An 18,018-nucleotide genomic window follows, 5' to 3' on the forward strand; every position below is an offset into this window, starting at 1 on the left:
CTACACCGTGGAGAACCCGATGGACCTGAGCCTTTTCTATTTCGCGAACGAATCCCAGGACGACAAGGACCGCTACCGGATGCTCATGGAGGGCGCCCGCTTCGCCGATACCCATGGCTTCACCGCGGTGTGGACCCCCGAACGGCACTTCCACCCGTTCGGCGGGGGATACCCCAACCCCGCGCTGACCAGCGCCGCCGTAGCAGCCATTACCGAGCGTGTCGCCATCCGGGCAGGCAGCGTCGTGGCCCCGCTGCACTCGCCCGTACGGATCGCCGAGGAATGGGCGGTCGTGGACAACCTCTCGCGCGGACGCGTGGGAGTGTCGTTCGCGTCGGGCTGGCACAGCACCGACTTCGCACTGCGCCCGGAGAACTACGCGGACCGCAAACAGGTCGCCGCCGAAACGGTCGACACCGTCCGGCGGTTGTGGCGGCGCGAAGAGGTCGACCTCACCGACGGTACGGGCGAGCCGGTACGGGTCCGGACCTTCCCCCCGCCGGTGCAGCCGGAACTGCCGGTCTGGCTCACCACCTCCGGCAGCGTCGAGACGTTTCGCGCGGCGGGCCGCCTGGGCGTCGGCCTGCTCACCCACCTGCTCGGACAGGACGTCGACGACCTCACCCACGGTATAGCGGAGTACCGACGCGCCTTCGCCGACGCCCACCAGGGCGACGGCCACGTCGTTCTGATGCTCCACACCTTCGTCGGCACCGACCGCGATGCCGTCCGTGGCATCGTGCAGAAGCCCTTCAGCGACTATCTGCGCAGCTCGGTCAACCTGTCCGCACGCACCGGGACCGCCCCGGAGCCCGACGAGGACCTGGACCCCGAGGACATCGACTTCCTCGTCGAGCAGTCCTTCAACCGGTACTTCGAGACCAGCGGCCTGTTCGGGACCGTGGACGACGCGCTGGCCGTGGTCCGCCGGATGGAAGCGATCGGCGTCGACGAGATAGCCTGCCTGATCGATTTCGTCGGCGACACGGACGAGGTCCTGGACGGCCTCGTCCACCTCGACGCCGTGCGCCGCGCCTGCGGCTGACCGTTACGTTGTCGATCACCCGTGACCGGCACCCGCGCGTACGCGCTGAGCGAGCTCATGGCCGGCCGGCCCTGGCGGGGGACCGGGGTCAGCCGCCGGCCGCACGACGCGCTGCTGGACGCCCGGACCGAACGGCGCACGGAGAGCCGGGGGCTAACCTGATCCCGGTCCGAACGTCAGACGGTGGGGATGGCGGGGGTTGGGAACGTGACGCTGCGGGACGGTGATCCGCGCACGGTCGGCGGCTACCGGCTGGAGGGCAGGCTCGGCGCCGGCGGGATGGGCGTGGTCTACCGCGCGCGGTCGCTGTCCGGGCGGCAGGTCGCCGTGAAGGTCATCCGGCCCGAGCTGGCCGGTGACGCCGCGTTCCGGCGGCGGTTCCGCCGCGAGGTCACGGCCGCCCGGCAGGTCAGCGGGGCGTTCACCGCGCCGGTGGTGGACGCGGACGCCGAGGCGGAGGCGCCGTGGCTGGCCACCCTGTTGGTGTCCGGGCCCTCGCTGGCCGAACGGGTGCACGGGCAGGGCCCGTTGCCGGCGGCCGAGGTGTGGCGGCTGGCAGCCGGGCTGGTGGAGGCGCTGCGGGACATCCACCGGGTGGGGCTGGTGCACCGGGACCTCAAGCCCGGCAACGTGCTGCTCGCGCAGGACGGGCCCCGGGTCATCGACTTCGGCATCGCGCGGGCCGTGGACGGCTCCGACGCGACGGCCCTGACCGGGACCGGGGTGGTGGTCGGCACGCCGCCGTTCATGGCGCCGGAGCAGTTCCAGCGCGGCGAGGTCGGCCCGGCCGCGGACGTGTTCGCCCTCGGCTCGGTCCTGGTCCACGCGGCCACCGGCCACGGCCCGTTCGACGGCGACCACGCCCATGCCGTGGGCTTCCGGGTGGTCTACGAGGACCCGGACCTGACGGGCCTGGTCTCGGAACTGGTCCCGCTCGTCGAGTCCTGCCTGGCCAAGGAACCGGCGGACCGCCCCACGGTCACCGACCTCCTGACCCTCCTGGCAGCGGGGCCGTCCATGGCGGGTGGGGCCGGCGCCCCCGCCCCCGCGGCTCCCGCCCCCGCGGCTCCCGCCCCCGCGGCTCCCGCCGCACCGGCTCCGTCGGACGGGGCTGTCGTCCCGGGCCCGCCGGACGGGGTTGTCTTCCCGGCCTCGGCGGTCAGCGCGTCCCCGGCGCCCGACGGCGTCTTCGGGCCCCCGCCCACGGTCACCGCCGGTCCGCCGCCGGTGCCCGACGAGGCGGGCGCGCCGCCCGTGTCCGCCGGGTCTGAGCCGGCGCGGGACGGGGAGGGGAAGCGGGACCAGGAGCACCGCGCCTGGTTGAGGCGGGCAGTCGAGGCGCCCCGGCGCGGGCGGCGGATCAGGGTCGCCGTGGCCGTGGGGGTCGTGGTGGCGCTCGGGGCCGGCGGGGTCGCGGCCTGGCAGGGGCTGCGGGACGACGACAAGGGGGGCCGTGGCTCCGCCGTGGCCCCCGGAGGGGCGAGCCCCGGCGCGAGCGCCCCCGCCTGCGGGCCCGACGGGGCCGTCAGAGCCGCCGGGGCCGGCTCCTTCAAGGTGGCCATGGACCACTGGGCGGCCGGCTACCAGGCGGCCTGCCCCGGCGCCCGGACGGACTACGCGCCCACCGGTTCCGGCGCCGGGGTCCAGCAGTTCAGGGACGGCTCGGCCGACTTCGCCGTGGTCGACCGGACCCTGACGGCGGCGCAGGCCGAGTCCGCCGCCGCCCGCTGCCCCGGCGGCGAACCGGTCCACCTGCCGCTCGGGGTGCTGCCCGTGGCCGTCGTCGTCAACCTGCAAGGCGTGGACTCGCTCACCCTGGACGCGCCCACCCTCGCCCGGATCTTCCACGGCCGGATCACCCGCTGGAACCATGCGGAGATCGCGGCCGTCAACCCCGGCCGGCTGCTGCCCGACACCTTGATCCAGGTGGTCACCCCGACCGACGAGTCCTCCACGACGCTGGCCTTCACCCAGTACCTCTCGAAGGTCGTCCCCACCGGCTGGGGGAGCATTCCCCAGTCCTCGCTGGCGGCCGTCAACGGGGGCCCGGGCGTGTCGAGTGCGCTCGTGCCGCAGGCGGTCAAGCAGACTGCCGGGGCCATCTCGTTCACCCGGTTCGGCGGCGAGGCCGCGGGCCTGACCACGGTCCGGCTGGCGACGGGCGCGCCCGAGCCGGTCGACGCCGGCACGGACTCGGCCACCAAGGCCGTGGCCACCGCCCGGATCACGGGCACCGGGGCCGATCTCGCCCTGGAGCCGGACTTCACCACCAAGGCCGCGGGCGCCTATCCGATCACGCAGATCGGCTACGCCGTCCTGTGTGACCGGGGCAACGACGGCGCCGCCCTGGCCCGTACGCGCCCCTTCCTCGGCTCCGTCGTGGCCGAGGGCGACGGAGCCGTCCAGAGCGGCTACGGCAAGCTGCCGCCCGCCCTCGCGCAGAAGGTCCGCCAGAACCTCGCCACCCTCGGCTGAGCGCGGAGGCGGCGCCCCCGGCCGGGGCGGAGCCGGAGGTCTCCCGGCCGCTCCGCTCCAGCCAAATGGGGCAGGGCGCCGGGCCGTTTCCCGTGGCTCCGCTTCGAGGCGCCCGGGTGGTCATTCAGGGACATGTCCCTGACAGGCCGCTGGGCGGTGGCGGCCTGTCAGCAGAGGGGCCGTTCCGCGGGATGGACGGCGGCTTGGGGATTCCGGCCAAGGTGTGTGACGTCTGTTCCCCAGAGCCCGCCGGTCGCGGATGATCCCAGTCGTTGACCGAGCAGACCAGGTACCGGGTGCGGAGAAGCGCAGGACGCGCGGCCTGCCGGGTCGCGGGTTCCGGCGGACGTCGACAGCGTTGGAGGGGCCTTGTTCGGGGGTGGCGGCAGAGCGCGGTCGTGGTGGCGGTTGATCGCGTTCGCGGTGGCGACGGTGTTGGTGGTCTCGCTGGCCCAGGCGGGAGGCCTGCCAACGGCACAGGCTTCCGCGTCGGCGGCGTCGAGGCAGGTCCCGCGGGACCTGCCGATCCTGTCGGTGGCGTCAGCGGACAAGCAGAAACCGCGGCCCAAGCCGACGCAGCCGAAGGCCGACTTCGGGCCCTTGGCGGTGGGCGAGCACGCAGGCTTCGACGCGCGACGAGCGGCACACGACACTGGCTCCGCGCCGCAGACGAGTCTGGTCTCCCCGGTCGACGGCGCGGTGGTGGGCACCGGGACGCCGGTGCTGCAGGTGGCTGCGGCCGGTGATGGCGTCCTGTACTGCTTCAAGATTTCCACGGGCTTCGACGGGCGCTCGGGCAGTGTGGTGGATTCCGGGTGCCTTGACCAGCCGCAGTGGACGGTGCCCAAGCACGTGCTGCACGACGGCGGCCGCTACACCTGGACCGCGGCCACGGCGATGTCCGGGGCGACGACGGCGACGGCGCCGCAGTGGGTCGGGCACTTCACGGTGAACCAGCGGGTGGGCGATCCGGGACCGGCACCGACCGACCACCTGGGTCCGGTGACGGTGAACCTGTTCAACGGCAACGCCCACGTCGAGGCCGCCGGGCCCGCGTTCCAGACGGTTGGCGGGTCGGCCGGGGTGAGGCTCGCCTACAACTCCCGCCAGGGAGCCCCGCACGGTGTGCGCGCCTCGTACTTCAACGACTCGCGCCACGCGGGTGCCCCGGACACGACGCCCGTGATGGTGCGCGGCGAGTCGCAGGTCAACCTGGACTGGGGCGTCGCGTGGACCGGCAACCCGGAGAACCTGCCGTGGCGGGACGACCCGATGCCGCCCGCCCTGGACAAGAGCTGGTTCGTGGTGCGCTGGGAGGGCCAGTTCAAGGCGCCGGTCACCGGGGACTTCCGCTTCGCGGGCGCGCACACCGACGGCGCGCGGATCTGGCTGGGCGACGAGCTGGTCTACGACAACCCCAGCCCAGCCGATCCCGGTGACGGCTTTCTGCTGCCCGGACCGCGCCAGGACAGTGATGTCGCTTTGAAGGCAGGCCAGTTGGTGCCGATCCGCGTCGAGCTGTACCACCACTCCGACCAGCGTCCCCGCATGGTCCTGTGGGCCAAGAGCAGCACTGGTGGCGATGACCAGCGCGGCCACAACCTCGAACCGCGGATCGTGCCGACGGAATGGCTGATGTCCGCGGACTCGCAGTCCCTGCCCGCCGGGTGGACGCTGTCGGCGCAGTCCAGCGGCTACAGCCACGCCGAGATGCTGGACGGCTCGGCGGTGCTCACCGATGCCGCCGGCGGCAAGCACACCTGGACCAAAGCCTCCACGGGCGGCTACACGCCGCCGGTGGGTGAGGACGGTGTGCTCGCCTTCGACACCGCGGGGCGGATCACGGTCACCGAGGGCGACACCCTGTCGCTGTTCAACGCCGACGGCACGCTGGCCGCGGTGGAATCGGTACTCGACGCCAAGAAACCCGCCGCCCTGCAGTACCTCTACAGCGGGACACCGCCGCGGCTGACCCAGATCAAGGACCCGGTCTCCGGCAGGTCGCACCGGCTGTTCTACAACACGGACGGCAGCGACAGCTGCTACGGCGGAGTGTCCCGCCCGCCCGGGTCGGATCCGGCCCCGGCGCAGATGCTGTGCCGGATCCGGTACTGGGACGGCGGCGAGACCCGGCTGTGGTACCAGATGGGCACCCTGGCCCGGATCGAGAACCCCGGCGCGGCCATGCAGGACTTCGACTACCTGGGCCGGGCCTCGGCCAAGGAGCGCTACGAGCAGGCCGGTGACAACGAGGAGGAGAAACAGAAGGCCCTGGACGGCATCGGACCGCTGACCACCCTCCGCGGCAGCCTGGCCTACGACTGGGTGGCCCGGCAGGCACCGTCCGCGGAGAACGGGTGCACCAACACCGGTGACATTGCCGCTGCTTGCACGGTGATCGGCTACGACTCCGTGATCGAACAGCCCCAGGAACCGCCGTCCCTGCGCGCGGTCCAGGTCCTGGAACCCGCCCCGGACGGCCGCTCCGGCGACAAACGCGCCGAGCACTTCTACCAGTACTACCTGGAGCGCAAGCAGGCCACCGTGGCCCTGGCCGGGGTGTACGACTCCACCCGCTCGCGCACCGTCACCTACGACGACGCCGGGCGCACGCTGGTCACCACCGACTTCACCGGGGCGAGCATCGCCGCGGAGTGGAACGCGAAGGACCAGGCCACCGCCGCGGTCGACAGTGCCGGCCGGCGCTCCACCACGGTGTACGACCACGCCGACCGCCCGGTCGACAAGTACGGGCCCGCACCGGCGTCCTGCTTCACCGGACAGATCCCGACGGCCGCGTGTGCGGCGAAGATGCCGCACAGCCACACCAACTACGACGAGGGATTGGCGGGGCTCTCGGCCGCCTTCTACGACAACCCGGAACTGGCTGGCGTTCCTCGGGTGTTCGCCACCGGGGTCGGCCCCTCCGACGGGGAACTGTCACGGTCCTGGGGAGGGAGCCCGCCGGTGGCGAACTCCGGTGGCTGGTCGGGGCGGTTCACCGGCGAGGTCGAGTTCCCCGCCACCGGGGACTACGGCCTCGGGTTCACCGCGGTCGACGGAGTGCGGCTGTGGGTGGACGACGTGCTGACCGTCGACAGCTGGAGCGACAAACCCTCCACCGCGGTCGCGGGCAAGTACACCAACACCACGGCCGGCAGCCGGCACCGTGTCCGCGTCGACTACTACAACCGCTCCGGCACGACCGGGGCCCTGGCCTTCACCTGGACCCCGCCGGGCGCCGCCACACCGACGCCGGTGCCCGGGACGAATCTCGCGCCCCGGTACGGGTGGGTGACCAGCTCCACCACCGACGACACCTCCGGCGGCACCCGGGAACGGGCCCCGTCCAAGCGCACCGCCACCGGCTACTCCGACCCCGCGGCGGGCATCGACCCGGTGTACGGACTCACCGTGGCCACCACGGCCGACCCCGGCGGACTGGGCCTGACGGCACGGACCACTTATGAGCGGCCGGGCGACAAGTACCTGCGCAGGCTGGCCACCGCGAAACCCAACGGCGACCTCGCCGACCCCGACAAGCACGCCACGACGGTCTACTACGGCGACACCGAGACCCGGACCAACCCCTGTGACCCGAACGCACCGGCCGCCAACCAGGGCGGCATGGCCAGAACCGCCACCGAGGCCAAACCGGCCGGCGGGACGGCGCTCACCGGCGAGACGGTGTACGACGAGACCGGCCGTGTCGTAGCCGAGCGTGTCGACGACGAGCCGTGGACCTGCACCGGCTACGACACACGCGGACGGGTGGTCAAGAAGACCTTTCCTGCCTACGGGGGCGAGCCGGCGCGCACCGTCGTCACCGACTACGCCGTCGGCGGTGACCCGCTGACCTCGAAGGTGACCGACGCGAACGGGTCGATCACCACCAGGATCGACCTCCTCGGCCAGGAGGTCGACTACACCGACGCCAACGGCGTCACCTCGACCGCCACCTATGACCAGGTCGGACGGCTGATCAAGGACACGACCACGGTCAAGGGCACGTCCAGCACGGTGGCGTACGCCTGGAACGACGCGAACCAGCTGACCAGCGTCAAGGTGGACGGGACCACCGTCGCCACCCCCTCCTACGACGCCGCCGCCGAACTGGCCGGTGTCGTCTACGGCAACGGATCCCGCCTCGACTCACTGGCGCGCAACAGCTCCGGCAAGCCAACGGCGTTGACCTGGAAGACCTCGGCGTCCACGGTCGTCGACACGGTGACCCGTTCCCGCGACAACCGTGTCACCGACGACGCGGTGACCTTGGACGGGAAGCCCGTCGCGAACTACTCCTACACCTTCGACACGGTGGGCCGGCTGGTCGCGGCGACCGTGCCGCACCACCAGCTCACCTACCGGTTCGACCCGGCCGACGGCTGCGGGACGGCGAAAGCCGCCGGGTTGAACACCAACCGCACCGCATCGACCGACAGCCTCAACGGCGCCGCGCCGGTCACCACCAGCTACTGCTACGACGGCGCCGACCGGCTGACCTCCACCAGCGGCGGCCTCGCGCTGGCCCTCACGTACGACTCCCACGGCGACACGGTCACTCTCGGGGGCGACACCTTGGCGTATGACGCCGCCAGGCGGCACATCGCCACCACCACCGCCGACGGGAAGACGATCTCCTACACGCGCGACCCGGCCAACAGGCTCACGGCCCGCACCGTCACCGGTGCCGCCGACGGGTCGAAGAACGGCACCACCCGTTACTCCCACAGCTCCAAGCACGACGACGCAGACCTCATCCTGGACAAGGACGGCGGCCTGCTGCAGCGGATCGTGGCGCTGCCCGGCGGCGTGCTGCTGACCAAGAACTACGACAAGAACGCCACCACCAACTGGGCCTACCCCAATATCCACGGTGACGTGCTGTTCACCGCGGACGGAACCGCCACCCGCACCGGCGACATCCACCTCTACGACCCCTTCGGCCAGAACATCGACCCCGCCACCGGCGCCTTCACCGACATCCCCGTCCCCGCCACCGCCGCCGGCGGGATGGACTTCGGGTGGCTGGGCCAGCACCAGCGGCCGGTGGAGCACCTGGCGGGCCAGCAGGCCATCGAGATGGGCGCACGCGTCTACCTGCCGGTCCTGGGCCGCTTCCTGCAGATCGACCCGGTACCGGGAGGGTCGGCCAACGACTACGACTACGTCGACGCGGACCCCGTCAACGGACTGGACCTGGCAGGGACGTTCTCGTGGAAGTCCGTGGTCCGCGTCGGGACCACCGCGGCCGAAGTGGTGTCCTTCGTACCCGGGCCGGTGGGGACGGTCGCCTCCGGAGTGGCGGTGGCCGGGCAGCTCGCACAGGGCAACAAGGAGGCCGCCGCCATGAACGCGCTCGGCATGATCCCCGGCGGCAAGCTGGCCAGTACCGTCGCCAGGAGCGCGGCCAGGGAGGCCTCGACGCTCGAAAAGGCCGCCGAGGCGGTCGAGAAGTCGTGCAACTCCTTCACCCCGGACACCCCGGTCGTGATGGCCGACGGCACCGTCAAGCCGATCAGTGACGTACGCGAAGGCGACCTCGTCCAAGCCACCGATCCCGCCACCGGCCAGACCGCGTCGGAACCCGTCACGTACGTCATCACCGGCCACGGCACCAAACATCTGATCGACATCGGCCTCGAAGGGCCGCAGCAGGCGACGATCACCGCCACCGCCGGACACCCCGTCTGGATCGAGGGCCGTGGCTGGGCCGACGCCGGCGACGTCCGAGCCGGCGACCTCGTCCGCGGCGCGCCCGGCGCCGCGGCGCTGAAGGTCACCTCCGTCCGCGATCGCGGCGACGTCGCCGACGCGACCGTCTACAACCTCAGCGTCAGCGGAATCCACACCTACTACGTCCAGGCCGGGCGGAGCCGGCTCCTGGTGCACAACGCGGCGTGCCGACCGAGGCAGGACTTCACGCGGGCCGGCAAGAGGGACGTCGTCACCCTCAACGCGGACAAGTACAACGGATACAACCTCTGCGAATGGTGCGGCCGAGAAGTCGTCCAGCCGCAGAAATCACAGCGCGGCGTGACGCCGTCTCATGACGAGTGGAACGTCGACCACATGGAGCCCAAGGCTCACGGTGGTTCCGGAACCCCTGACAACGGCCAGCTGCTCTGCCGCTGGTGCAACGGCTGGAAGTCGGACAAGTGACAGGGGCGCCCTCGCTCGATCTGCGCACTACGAAAGGATCACGCTGGTGACAAGAAGAGCAACGGGACACGGACGCGCCATCTGGAGGAGAGCAGCCGTTGTCGCGGCGGTGTTGTGTGCGGCCGTGGGGATCACGGCGTCCCCCGCTGCCGCTCGCGAGGAGGGCGGCGCGTCGGCCGAGGCGCTGATCCAGTTGACCTTCACGAACGTCAGCCACGGCAAGCTCCTGGACGTCCAGGGCGGCAGCTTCGACGACAACGCGCCCATCTCCGTGAACCCGGCACCCGGGTCCGCCACGACGTGGCGCATCAACACGGGCACCAGCTTCGGCTCGGGGTTCGCCATCGTCAACACCACCACCGGCAAGTGCATGGACCTGACCACCGCCCGCTACCAGCTGCGGCAACAGCCCTGTGATGGGCGCGCGTCCGAACAGTGGTACTTCCAACCGGTCGCCGGATCGGCGCAGAAGGCGTTCAGGATCCGCCAGGTCAGCGACAACTCCTGCCTGACCGTCCAGATACCTCCCGCCACCGACAACTGGGCGTACACCTACCGCTGCGACAACACGCCGTACCAGCAGTGGACACTGCCCGCCGAGGTCTACCAGACGGCGTGGAACACCGCCGTGGACTACGCGGCCGCCCGGTGCAACAAGGACACCTCGACGTGCGCGTGGTCCACGACCAGCCAGACACCGCCGTTCACCCTGCCCGAGACGTGCGTCTCACCGATCTGGTTCAACGACACCTCGACCACGATCCCGTGGGAGTTCTCGCTGCACACCACCACGGGGTGGACCAACACCATCGGCTTCAAACTGGGCGGGAGCCTGTCGGTCGGTGGCGACATCGGCCTGGCCAAGCTCCAGCTCGAAGTCACCGCCGAGGTCAACGGCGCCACCACGGTGGACCTCAAGCAGGAAATGGGCAACAAGCTGACGGTGAGCGTGCCCCCACGCCAGTACGGGTGGGTCACGCTGTCCGAACTGGCGACGAAGGCCACCGGCACCTGGACCTTCGACACCCAGGGCTTCCCGTGGACCGCCGACGACACCATCACCGTGCCCCTCAAGTACGACCTCAACGGCGGCGCGAGCATCTACAGCGCACGGACCAGAGCAACATTCACCAACTGCGCCGGGGTCTGACAAGTACCCAGCGGGATCTCGCCGTCTGACCCGTGGGTTCCGCTGGGCGGCCGGAGTGCGGCGGGCTATGGGGGGCGGTCTCACGGAGGCCGTCCCCCGACGTGCGACAAGGCCGCAGGCAATGACAACGCCTGTCGGAAACCGCTGGTGGCGAACTCCAGGCCGAACGGCTCCGGAAGCGGCATCGGCGTGAGGAGTCAGGGTCCGGCCCGGAGTAGGCAGGCTCGCCCGGTGGCGCGGAGCGGAGCGCTTCATGAGGGGGAGACCACGGGTGGACGTCGTCGCGATCATGGAAGCACTGCCCTGCGTGAGCTGGGATTTTCGTTCCCTGGTTGAGAGAGCGTCGTCGTTCACCGTGTGTGGGTGCCGGGCGGGGATCGGCTTCGGAGGGATCCCGGAATGCCTGCTCCCCGCGAAGGGGATTCACGGAGTCCGCCGGATGGGCGCACGGCTGGTACCGGCGCTCTGAGAACGAAAGGCCCGGCATGTCGACCCCGCCCCCGTGTCCGCGGCGATGCCGGCGCCGTGGCCTTCCCACCCCGGGATGCCCCGGGGGCTGCCGAGGTGATGTCAGGGCGACGGAACCCGGCCACGGTCCCGCGGCGGATCCCGTGGCCCCGCGCGGGGCAGGAGCCGCGGAGCGAAACGATTCCAGTGGCCGAAACCCCTGTCTGACTCCGGCTCCGGATGGCAGTCTCTACTTCTCGGAAACGTCGTCCTGGGGGGGATCACGCGTGATGGAGCCGGGTACGGGCATGGGCCTGCGGGGCCGCAGCGGCATCCTGTCGCTGGTCGACGCATGCCTGAAGGAGAACCCGGCGGCCGAGCGGCCCCTGACCGTACTCCTCGGCCCCGCGGGCAGCGGAGCCAGCGAGGCGCACAGTGCCCTCATGGAGCACTTCGGGCCCGACTACCCCTTCGCCTTCGTCAACTTCGGCGGGGCCCAGTCCCTGCTGCCGCGTTACGCCCTCGGACTCCTGGCCCGCCAGCTCGAACGCAAACTGCCCCGCTACGGCCGTTCCCACTTCCCGCTGCTCAGCCTCGGCCTGCTCGCCTCCGACCAGGAGCTGCGCATGCGCAGCCTTCCCGACGGCCGGCGCGCGGTGCGGCGGCAGCTCGACCGGTTCCAGGAGGAGAACGAGGCCCGGCACGGCGACTACCTGGCCGCCTTCTTCGAAGTGGCCATGGGCGCGGTCGGCATGCCCGAAGGCGCCTCCACCGCCGCGCACGCCCTCTTCCAGGACGCCCTGCGACGGGGCCGCCGCACCATGCCCGGACTGTTCGGCGGCAGACCGGGCAGTCGGCTCACCGCCGGGGCCACTTGGTACGGACGCCACCCCATGACCCGCAGCGCGGACCCCATGGAGGCCCTCGTGGAGCTCAACCTCTGGCGCCACGAGGGCGACGAGAACGAGCAGGAGCGGCTCGACCTCGTCCTCTTCTCGGCCTTCCTGGAGGACCTCAGACGCAACACCGCCCGCAACTTCATGCCCCGCTCCTACCTGCTGCTCCTCGACAACTCCCACACCGAGTACGGCCGCCGCTTCCTCGACCTGCTGCTGCGTGCCCGGCACGACGAGACGGTCGTCGCCGGTCACGCGAGCGACCCGCTGACCGTCGTCGCCAGTTCCAACCGCTGGCTGCCCCGCTGGGGCCCGGCCACCGGCGAGTCCTGGCCCTGGCAGCTACGGGGCCCCGACCGGGCCTCCCTGGCCGACTGGAACGCCCATCGGCCGACCCGCGACAGCGAGGACTCCTGGTGGTACCCGTTACGCCTGCGCGACCTCAACCTGGACGAGGTACGGATCCGGATAGAACTCCAGCTCGGCGGGAACAGCGATCTGGCCCCGCTGACCCGGCTCACCCCCTTCGTGCACCGCCTCACCGGCGGACTGCCGCGCGCCGTCCACCAGGTACTCGACGTACTCCGCCAGGCCGGGCCCCCTCGGGAATCCGGCCCCCAGCAGGACCGCTGGCTGCGCACCCTGCCGGACCGGCCGCTGCGCGCCGGCGAGGACTCCGCCTCCCTCGCGGACACCGCCCTCGGGCACCTCTTGCGCGACTTCGACGGGACCCAGCGCGCCACGCTCGCCGAATGCGCGGCTGCACGGGACTTCTCCGTCGCCACCCGGCTGCTCAGCCCGGACGACTCCCTGTTCGGCGACATCCGTTCCCGCTGGCTGCTGAACGGGCCCGTCGCCGTCGTCCCCGTACTCCACCCCTGGCTGCGCCGTCTGCTGCTGTGGCGGCTCGCGGCACGTCCGGACAGGTGGGACGCCGTGCACGAACTCCTCGCCGAGTACTACCGCGACGAGGGCAAACCGGTGCAGGAGATGTACCACCAGCTCGCCCGCGGGCGGACCGAGGAGGTCACCGCCCACCTGGCACGGCGCTTCACCGCCGTACCGGCCGCGCAGTGGATCTCCGAGCTCGACGCGATCACCGCCGCGCCGAACCGCCTGCCCGCCGACGGCGGACCGCTGGAACTCCTCGCCGGGCTCGTCCAGCGCAGGCCCGGGCGCGTCATGGACACCGAGTCCGTGATCCACACCCTGGTGACCACCCGCTGGGTGTGGAGCGATCCGCTCGCCGACCCCGCCATGCGGCTGGGCGACCTGATGGCCGACGGCTATACCCAGCTGTCCCAACTGCGGAGGAACGACATCGTGGCCCTGTTCAACGAGGCGGAACGGTACCGTCACTGGCGCGATCCCCAGACCGCGGGCTGGGAGGGCTGAGCGCGTGCCCAGACTCGAATGGCCCCTGCACGTCGTCCGCCGCGTCGCCCTCGCGGCCGTGGCCGCCGTCCTGCTGGTCGCCGCGTTCTGGCTGGGGGCCGGCTGGCTGCAGGAACGCCAGGCGAGATGCGGGGACGGAGTCGTCGAACAGGGACCGGACGACGAGTGCGTCGGAGTGACCGACGGCTCCTACGTCTTCGCGCCGCACCTCGACGCCGTCAGCAAGAAGATCGAGGAGGAGAACCGCAGGGTCCTCGCCAACGCGGACAAGGAACCGTACGTCAGCGTCGCGTACTTCACCTCGTTCACCACCTCGGCCGAGGACAGCAACTCGGCCGAGGGCGTCCGCCACGAACTGCAGGGCGCCTACCTCGCCCAGTACCGGCACAACCAGGGCGACCTCGCCGCCACCCCCAAGATCCGCTTGCTGATCGCCAACCCGGGCAGCAGGTCAGCGCGGTGGAAGCACACCGTCGACGAGCTGATCGCCCGCAAGGACACCCCGGACCGGCTCGTCGCGGTGGCCGGCCTGGGTCCCAGTACCAAGGAGAACCTCGCGGCCATCCAGCGCCTCTCCGAGAACGGCATCGCCATGGTCGGCGCCACCATGACCGCCACGAACATCCAGGGCATCAACGGCTTCGTACGGATCGCCCCCACCAACGAGGACGAGGCGTACGCGGCCGCCGGCTACCTCAAACGGCGCGGCGTCGCCACTGCCGTCGTCCTCCAGGACGTGGCGGAGGGAAACCTCTACGCCTCGACCCTCGGCACCGCATTCACCAAGGCCTTCCAGGAAGGCGACAAGCACAGGCTCGTCTCCGAGCGGATGACCTACGACTCCTCCGTCAGCAGCGCCTGGCAGAACGAACTGCGCTACATCCCGGGGCAGCTGTGCCAGCAGCGCCCACAGCTCGTCTACTTCGCGGGCCGCGGCAGGCACCTCACCCACTTCCTCGACGCGCTCTCCAACCGCAGCTGCACCGAGCAGCAGTTCACCGTGTTCGCCGGGGACGACACGACCAACCTGAGCGCCGAGCAGCTCGCCCACGCCGCCGAGACGGGCATCGAGGTGCTCTACACGGGCCTCTCCCACCCCGACATGTACCGCTCCGCGCCACAGGCGGTGTCCGCGCCGTCGGCGAAGAACTTCCAGCCGGGCGGGCTGCTGGACCAGTGGTTCCCGCACGACCCCCGCGCGGACGGCGGGGCGCTGATGGGCCACGACGCGGTCCTCACCGCGGCCCACGGCATCCAGATGGCCGCCCGGTGGCAGGGGAAGGTCGCCGGTGAGGCGGTGGCCCGGATGTTCCACCAGATGGACGGCACCCAGCAGGTGGCCGGGGCCAGCGGCTTCATCTCCTTCCAGAACAACGGCAATCCGCGCAACAAGGCCGTCCCGGTCCTGCGCCTCAACGGCAAGGGCCAGGTCGAGTTCGTCGAGGTGTCGGCGGCGGAGGGCAAGCCGCCGCAGGAGCAGTGACGCCGTCCCGCGGGACGGCCAGGTCGGGGATGCCGGCGGGCGGTCCTCCGCTCGGCCGGTCCAGGCCCGTGCCGTGGCCGAATGGCTGAGGGCTGCCCGGCCGGCGGGAGGGGTGCTGATCCAAGTGCGCGAGGCCGCCTGGGGCCATGGCCGGCTGCATGCCGGTCGCGGACTGGACACGCGCACGCGCCGTCGCCGAGCGGGCCGCCACTGTCGCGTGGACGGTTGCGGTCCTGGCGTGGTCACCGGTTTCTGCCGTCAGGGCTCTCGGCGTACCCATGAGGGATGCTCGCTTGAGCTCGCTGGCGCCCGGCTTGGGCGCGGCTCGGAGGGGAACGCAAGCACACCTGGACCTGTCCGGCCGATCATGTTCGAAGTCTCAGCGACTACTTCCCGGGCGACGGGCCTTTCGGGACCCCCGTCAGATGTTGGTGCTCCACAGTCGGACGGTGCCACGAGCGCCAGCCCGATCCGGATCACCGCGCCCCGCTCCAGCCGCCCGCGCTCGCTCAACACCTTGTCGAGCGAGGGGCCTTCGACCAGTTCCATGACGATGACCGGCGCGCCGCGCCACTCGACGGCGTCCAGGACCGAGATCACCCCGGGATGCTTGACCCGGGCCATCGAGCGTGCTTCGCGCTGTGACCAGGCGAGTAGTTGCTCCGCCGTAGCCGTGTCGGACGGAAGGGCCACGGTCTTGAGGGCGACAGGGCGGTCGAGCCGCTCGTCGAGGGCGCGCCACACCTGCCCCATGGCGCCCCCGCCCAGTGCTCGAGGACGCGGTAGCGGCCAGCAATCACCCTTGCCTTGCCCAATGCCGTGATCCCGTATGTGGACACGAACCCGTCCGGCAGCACCCGCTCAGTGAACGAGGGAGTCTTCGGCAAGGCCGTCGTACGGCAGGGCAGGTGACGCTACTGTGCTGGGAAGGCCAGTGGTCAGGGGGCGGGAATGCTGGATCAGACGTTGTTGGCACTCGCGGCAGCAGGCGGTAGCGCGGTGGCGCAGGCTGCAGGGACGGATGCCTGGGGCGGGCTACGGCAGGCGGTGGCCCGCTGGTTCGGCCGGGGCGACGAACAGCGAGAGCAGAGCGAACTGGAACGGCTGAACGAGACCGCAGCCGCGCTCGAGGGAAGCGGGACCGACGGAGCGCAGCGGGCGATGATTCGCCATGAGGCGGTCTGGCAGACCCGTATCGAAGGCCTGTTGGAGAGCTTGGACGCGCCGGAACGAACCCGGGCCGGCGAGCAGTTGCGTGTCCTGCTGGTACAGCATGCGCCGCAGGCCGGTGTGTCGGCTGGTGAGGGTGGACTGGCCGTCAGCGGGAACGTGGAGATCCGTGCCGACGGAGGTTCGGTCGCGGCCGGGGTGCTCCATGGGGGTGCGCAGGTCGGCACCCCTACCGTGCCGGGTTCGCACCAGGGCTGAGCGAACCCGGCGCCGCACCAGCCCCTGATCTCAACGCACGCACTGTCACCCAGGCGGTGAACCACAGCGTGGCCGTCGTCCATGCCGACCAAGTGATTCACTATGCGGCTCATCGGGCCCCGGTGACGTGGCCGCATCTGGTCGGCGTGATCCCGCCCAGGGCCCGGTCCTTCCAGCACCGATCCGTGGCGGAGCAGGTACGTCAGGCCATTGGTGGTCGGCAAGCGGCGGCGCTGTCCCCCGTACTGGTGGGGGCGGGCGGGGTGGGCAAGACGCAGTTGGCCGCTGACTACGCTCGTCACGCCAGGCAGTCCGGCACCGTGGACCTGCTCGTGTGGATCACGGCCAGCACGCGGTCGGCGGCCGTGTCCGGTTTCGGTCAGGCCGCCGTGCAGGTACTGGGCGCCGATCCGGCCGATCCCGAGCGTGCTGCCGAGTCCTTCCTGGCCTGGCTCGAGCCCAGATCCGACACCGCGCCGTGCCGATGGCTGGTCGTCCTTGATGACGTCGCAGATCCTGCCGATGTCCAAGGTCTGTGGCCGCCGGAGAGCCCGCATGGCCGGACCCTTGTCACGACGCGTCGCCGTGACGCGGCCCTTACTGGCGAAGGCCGACGCCTCATGCCGGTTGGCCTGTTCACCCCTGCCGAGGCCATCGCATACCTGAGCGCGTGCCTGGCCTCCCACGGCCGCCACGAGGACGAGCGGCAGCTCGCGCATCTGGCAGCCGATCTCGGCCACCTTCCCCTCGCTCTGTCTCAGGCCACCGCCTATCTCATCGACACCGACCTGGACTGCGCCGCATACCGGCGGCTCCTCGCCGACCAGCGGAGCCGGCTGGCTGATCTGCTCCCCGAGCCCGGCGCGTTGCCGGACGACCAGAGCGTCAGCGTGGCCGCTGCATGGTCGTTGTCCATCGACCGCGCCGATCAGCTCCGCCCTGCGCGCCTGGCCCGCCCCATGCTCCAGCTCGCCGCGATGCTCGATCCCAACGGCGTCCCCGCAGCAGTCCTGACCAGCCGGCCCGCCCTCGCCCGTCTCACGGAGGCCGGCGCCGATGGAGGGGCCGGCACCATGGTCCGGGAAGCACAGGCGGTCGGCGCGCTGCATGCCTTGCGCCGCCTCAGCCTGATCGACCACACCCCCGGTACCCCTCACCAGGCGGTGCGCGTCCACCAGCTCATCCAACGCGCTGTCCGTGACGCCCTTCCGGCCGACCAGCAAGACACCCTCGCTCGCACCGCCGCCGACGCCCTGTTGTCGGCCTGGCCGGACATCGAGCGCGACACTGACCTTGCCCAGGCCCTGCGGGCCAACAGCGACGCGCTCACCCGCCACGCCGAAGAAGCACTGTGGCGTCCAGACGCCCATCCGGTGCTGTTCCGCACCGGCAACAGCCTCGGCGACAGCGGACAGGTCGCCGCGGCCGCCAACCACTACCGGCACCTCGCTGGTGTCGCCGGCCGCTGCCTTGGCCCGGACCACCCCGACACTCTGACCGCCCGGGGCAACCTCGCTCAGTGGCAGGGGGCGACAGG

10 protein-coding genes are annotated in these 18,018 nt (G+C 71.4%); 9 read left to right on the forward strand and 1 reads right to left on the reverse strand.

Annotated features, from left to right (window positions below; translation table 11 throughout):
* Positions 1–19: 19 nt before the first annotated feature.
* From ACZ7IF_RS05800 to ACZ7IF_RS05830, 7 genes are all read left to right on the forward strand, one after another.
* Positions 20–1,045, forward strand: a complete 1,026-nt coding sequence (locus ACZ7IF_RS05800; protein WP_470963651.1) for a MupA/Atu3671 family FMN-dependent luciferase-like monooxygenase — start codon at positions 20–22, stop codon at positions 1,043–1,045.
* 21 nt (positions 1,046–1,066) lie between these two features.
* Positions 1,067–1,207, forward strand: a complete 141-nt coding sequence (locus ACZ7IF_RS05805; protein ID WP_470963654.1) for a hypothetical protein — start codon at positions 1,067–1,069, stop codon at positions 1,205–1,207.
* 45 nt (positions 1,208–1,252) lie between these two features.
* On the forward strand, positions 1,253–3,520 hold the full coding sequence (locus ACZ7IF_RS05810) for a serine/threonine-protein kinase (RefSeq protein WP_470963657.1): 2,268 nt from the start codon (positions 1,253–1,255) through the stop codon (positions 3,518–3,520).
* 423 nt (positions 3,521–3,943) lie between these two features.
* Positions 3,944–9,682 carry a PA14 domain-containing protein gene (locus tag ACZ7IF_RS05815; protein ID WP_470963660.1) on the forward strand — a complete coding sequence of 1,913 codons (5,739 nt, stop codon included), beginning with the start codon at positions 3,944–3,946 and terminating at the stop codon, positions 9,680–9,682.
* A 124-nt stretch (positions 9,683–9,806) separates the two neighbouring features.
* Positions 9,807–10,832 carry an RICIN domain-containing protein gene (locus ACZ7IF_RS05820; RefSeq protein ID WP_470963662.1) on the forward strand — a complete coding sequence of 342 codons (1,026 nt, stop codon included), beginning with the start codon at positions 9,807–9,809 and terminating at the stop codon, positions 10,830–10,832.
* A 737-nt stretch (positions 10,833–11,569) separates the two neighbouring features.
* Positions 11,570–13,570, forward strand: coding sequence for a hypothetical protein (locus ACZ7IF_RS05825; RefSeq protein ID WP_470963665.1), 2,001 nt, complete (start codon positions 11,570–11,572; stop codon positions 13,568–13,570).
* A gap of 4 nt (positions 13,571–13,574) precedes the next feature.
* Positions 13,575–15,053 (forward strand): type 1 periplasmic-binding domain-containing protein, encoded by a 1,479-nt coding sequence (locus tag ACZ7IF_RS05830; protein WP_470963668.1) that lies wholly within the window; start codon positions 13,575–13,577, stop codon positions 15,051–15,053.
* Positions 15,054–15,311: 258 nt separating this feature from the next.
* On the opposite strand, the gene ACZ7IF_RS05835 is transcribed toward ACZ7IF_RS05830, so the two are convergent.
* A complete protein-coding gene (locus ACZ7IF_RS05835; RefSeq protein WP_470964612.1) occupies positions 15,312–15,884 on the reverse strand; it encodes a protein kinase domain-containing protein in 573 nt (190 codons plus the stop codon).
* 120 nt (positions 15,885–16,004) lie between these two features.
* Between ACZ7IF_RS05835 and ACZ7IF_RS05840 the strand changes: the two genes are divergently transcribed.
* Positions 16,005–16,481 carry a hypothetical protein gene (locus tag ACZ7IF_RS05840; protein ID WP_470963671.1) on the forward strand — a complete coding sequence of 159 codons (477 nt, stop codon included), beginning with the start codon at positions 16,005–16,007 and terminating at the stop codon, positions 16,479–16,481.
* 56 nt (positions 16,482–16,537) lie between these two features.
* The coding region (locus ACZ7IF_RS05845) for an NB-ARC domain-containing protein (RefSeq protein WP_470963674.1) at positions 16,538–18,018 on the forward strand (1,481 nt) is incomplete at its 3' end.

It is taken from the genome of Streptomyces sp. NPDC037421 (assembly GCF_055602105.1).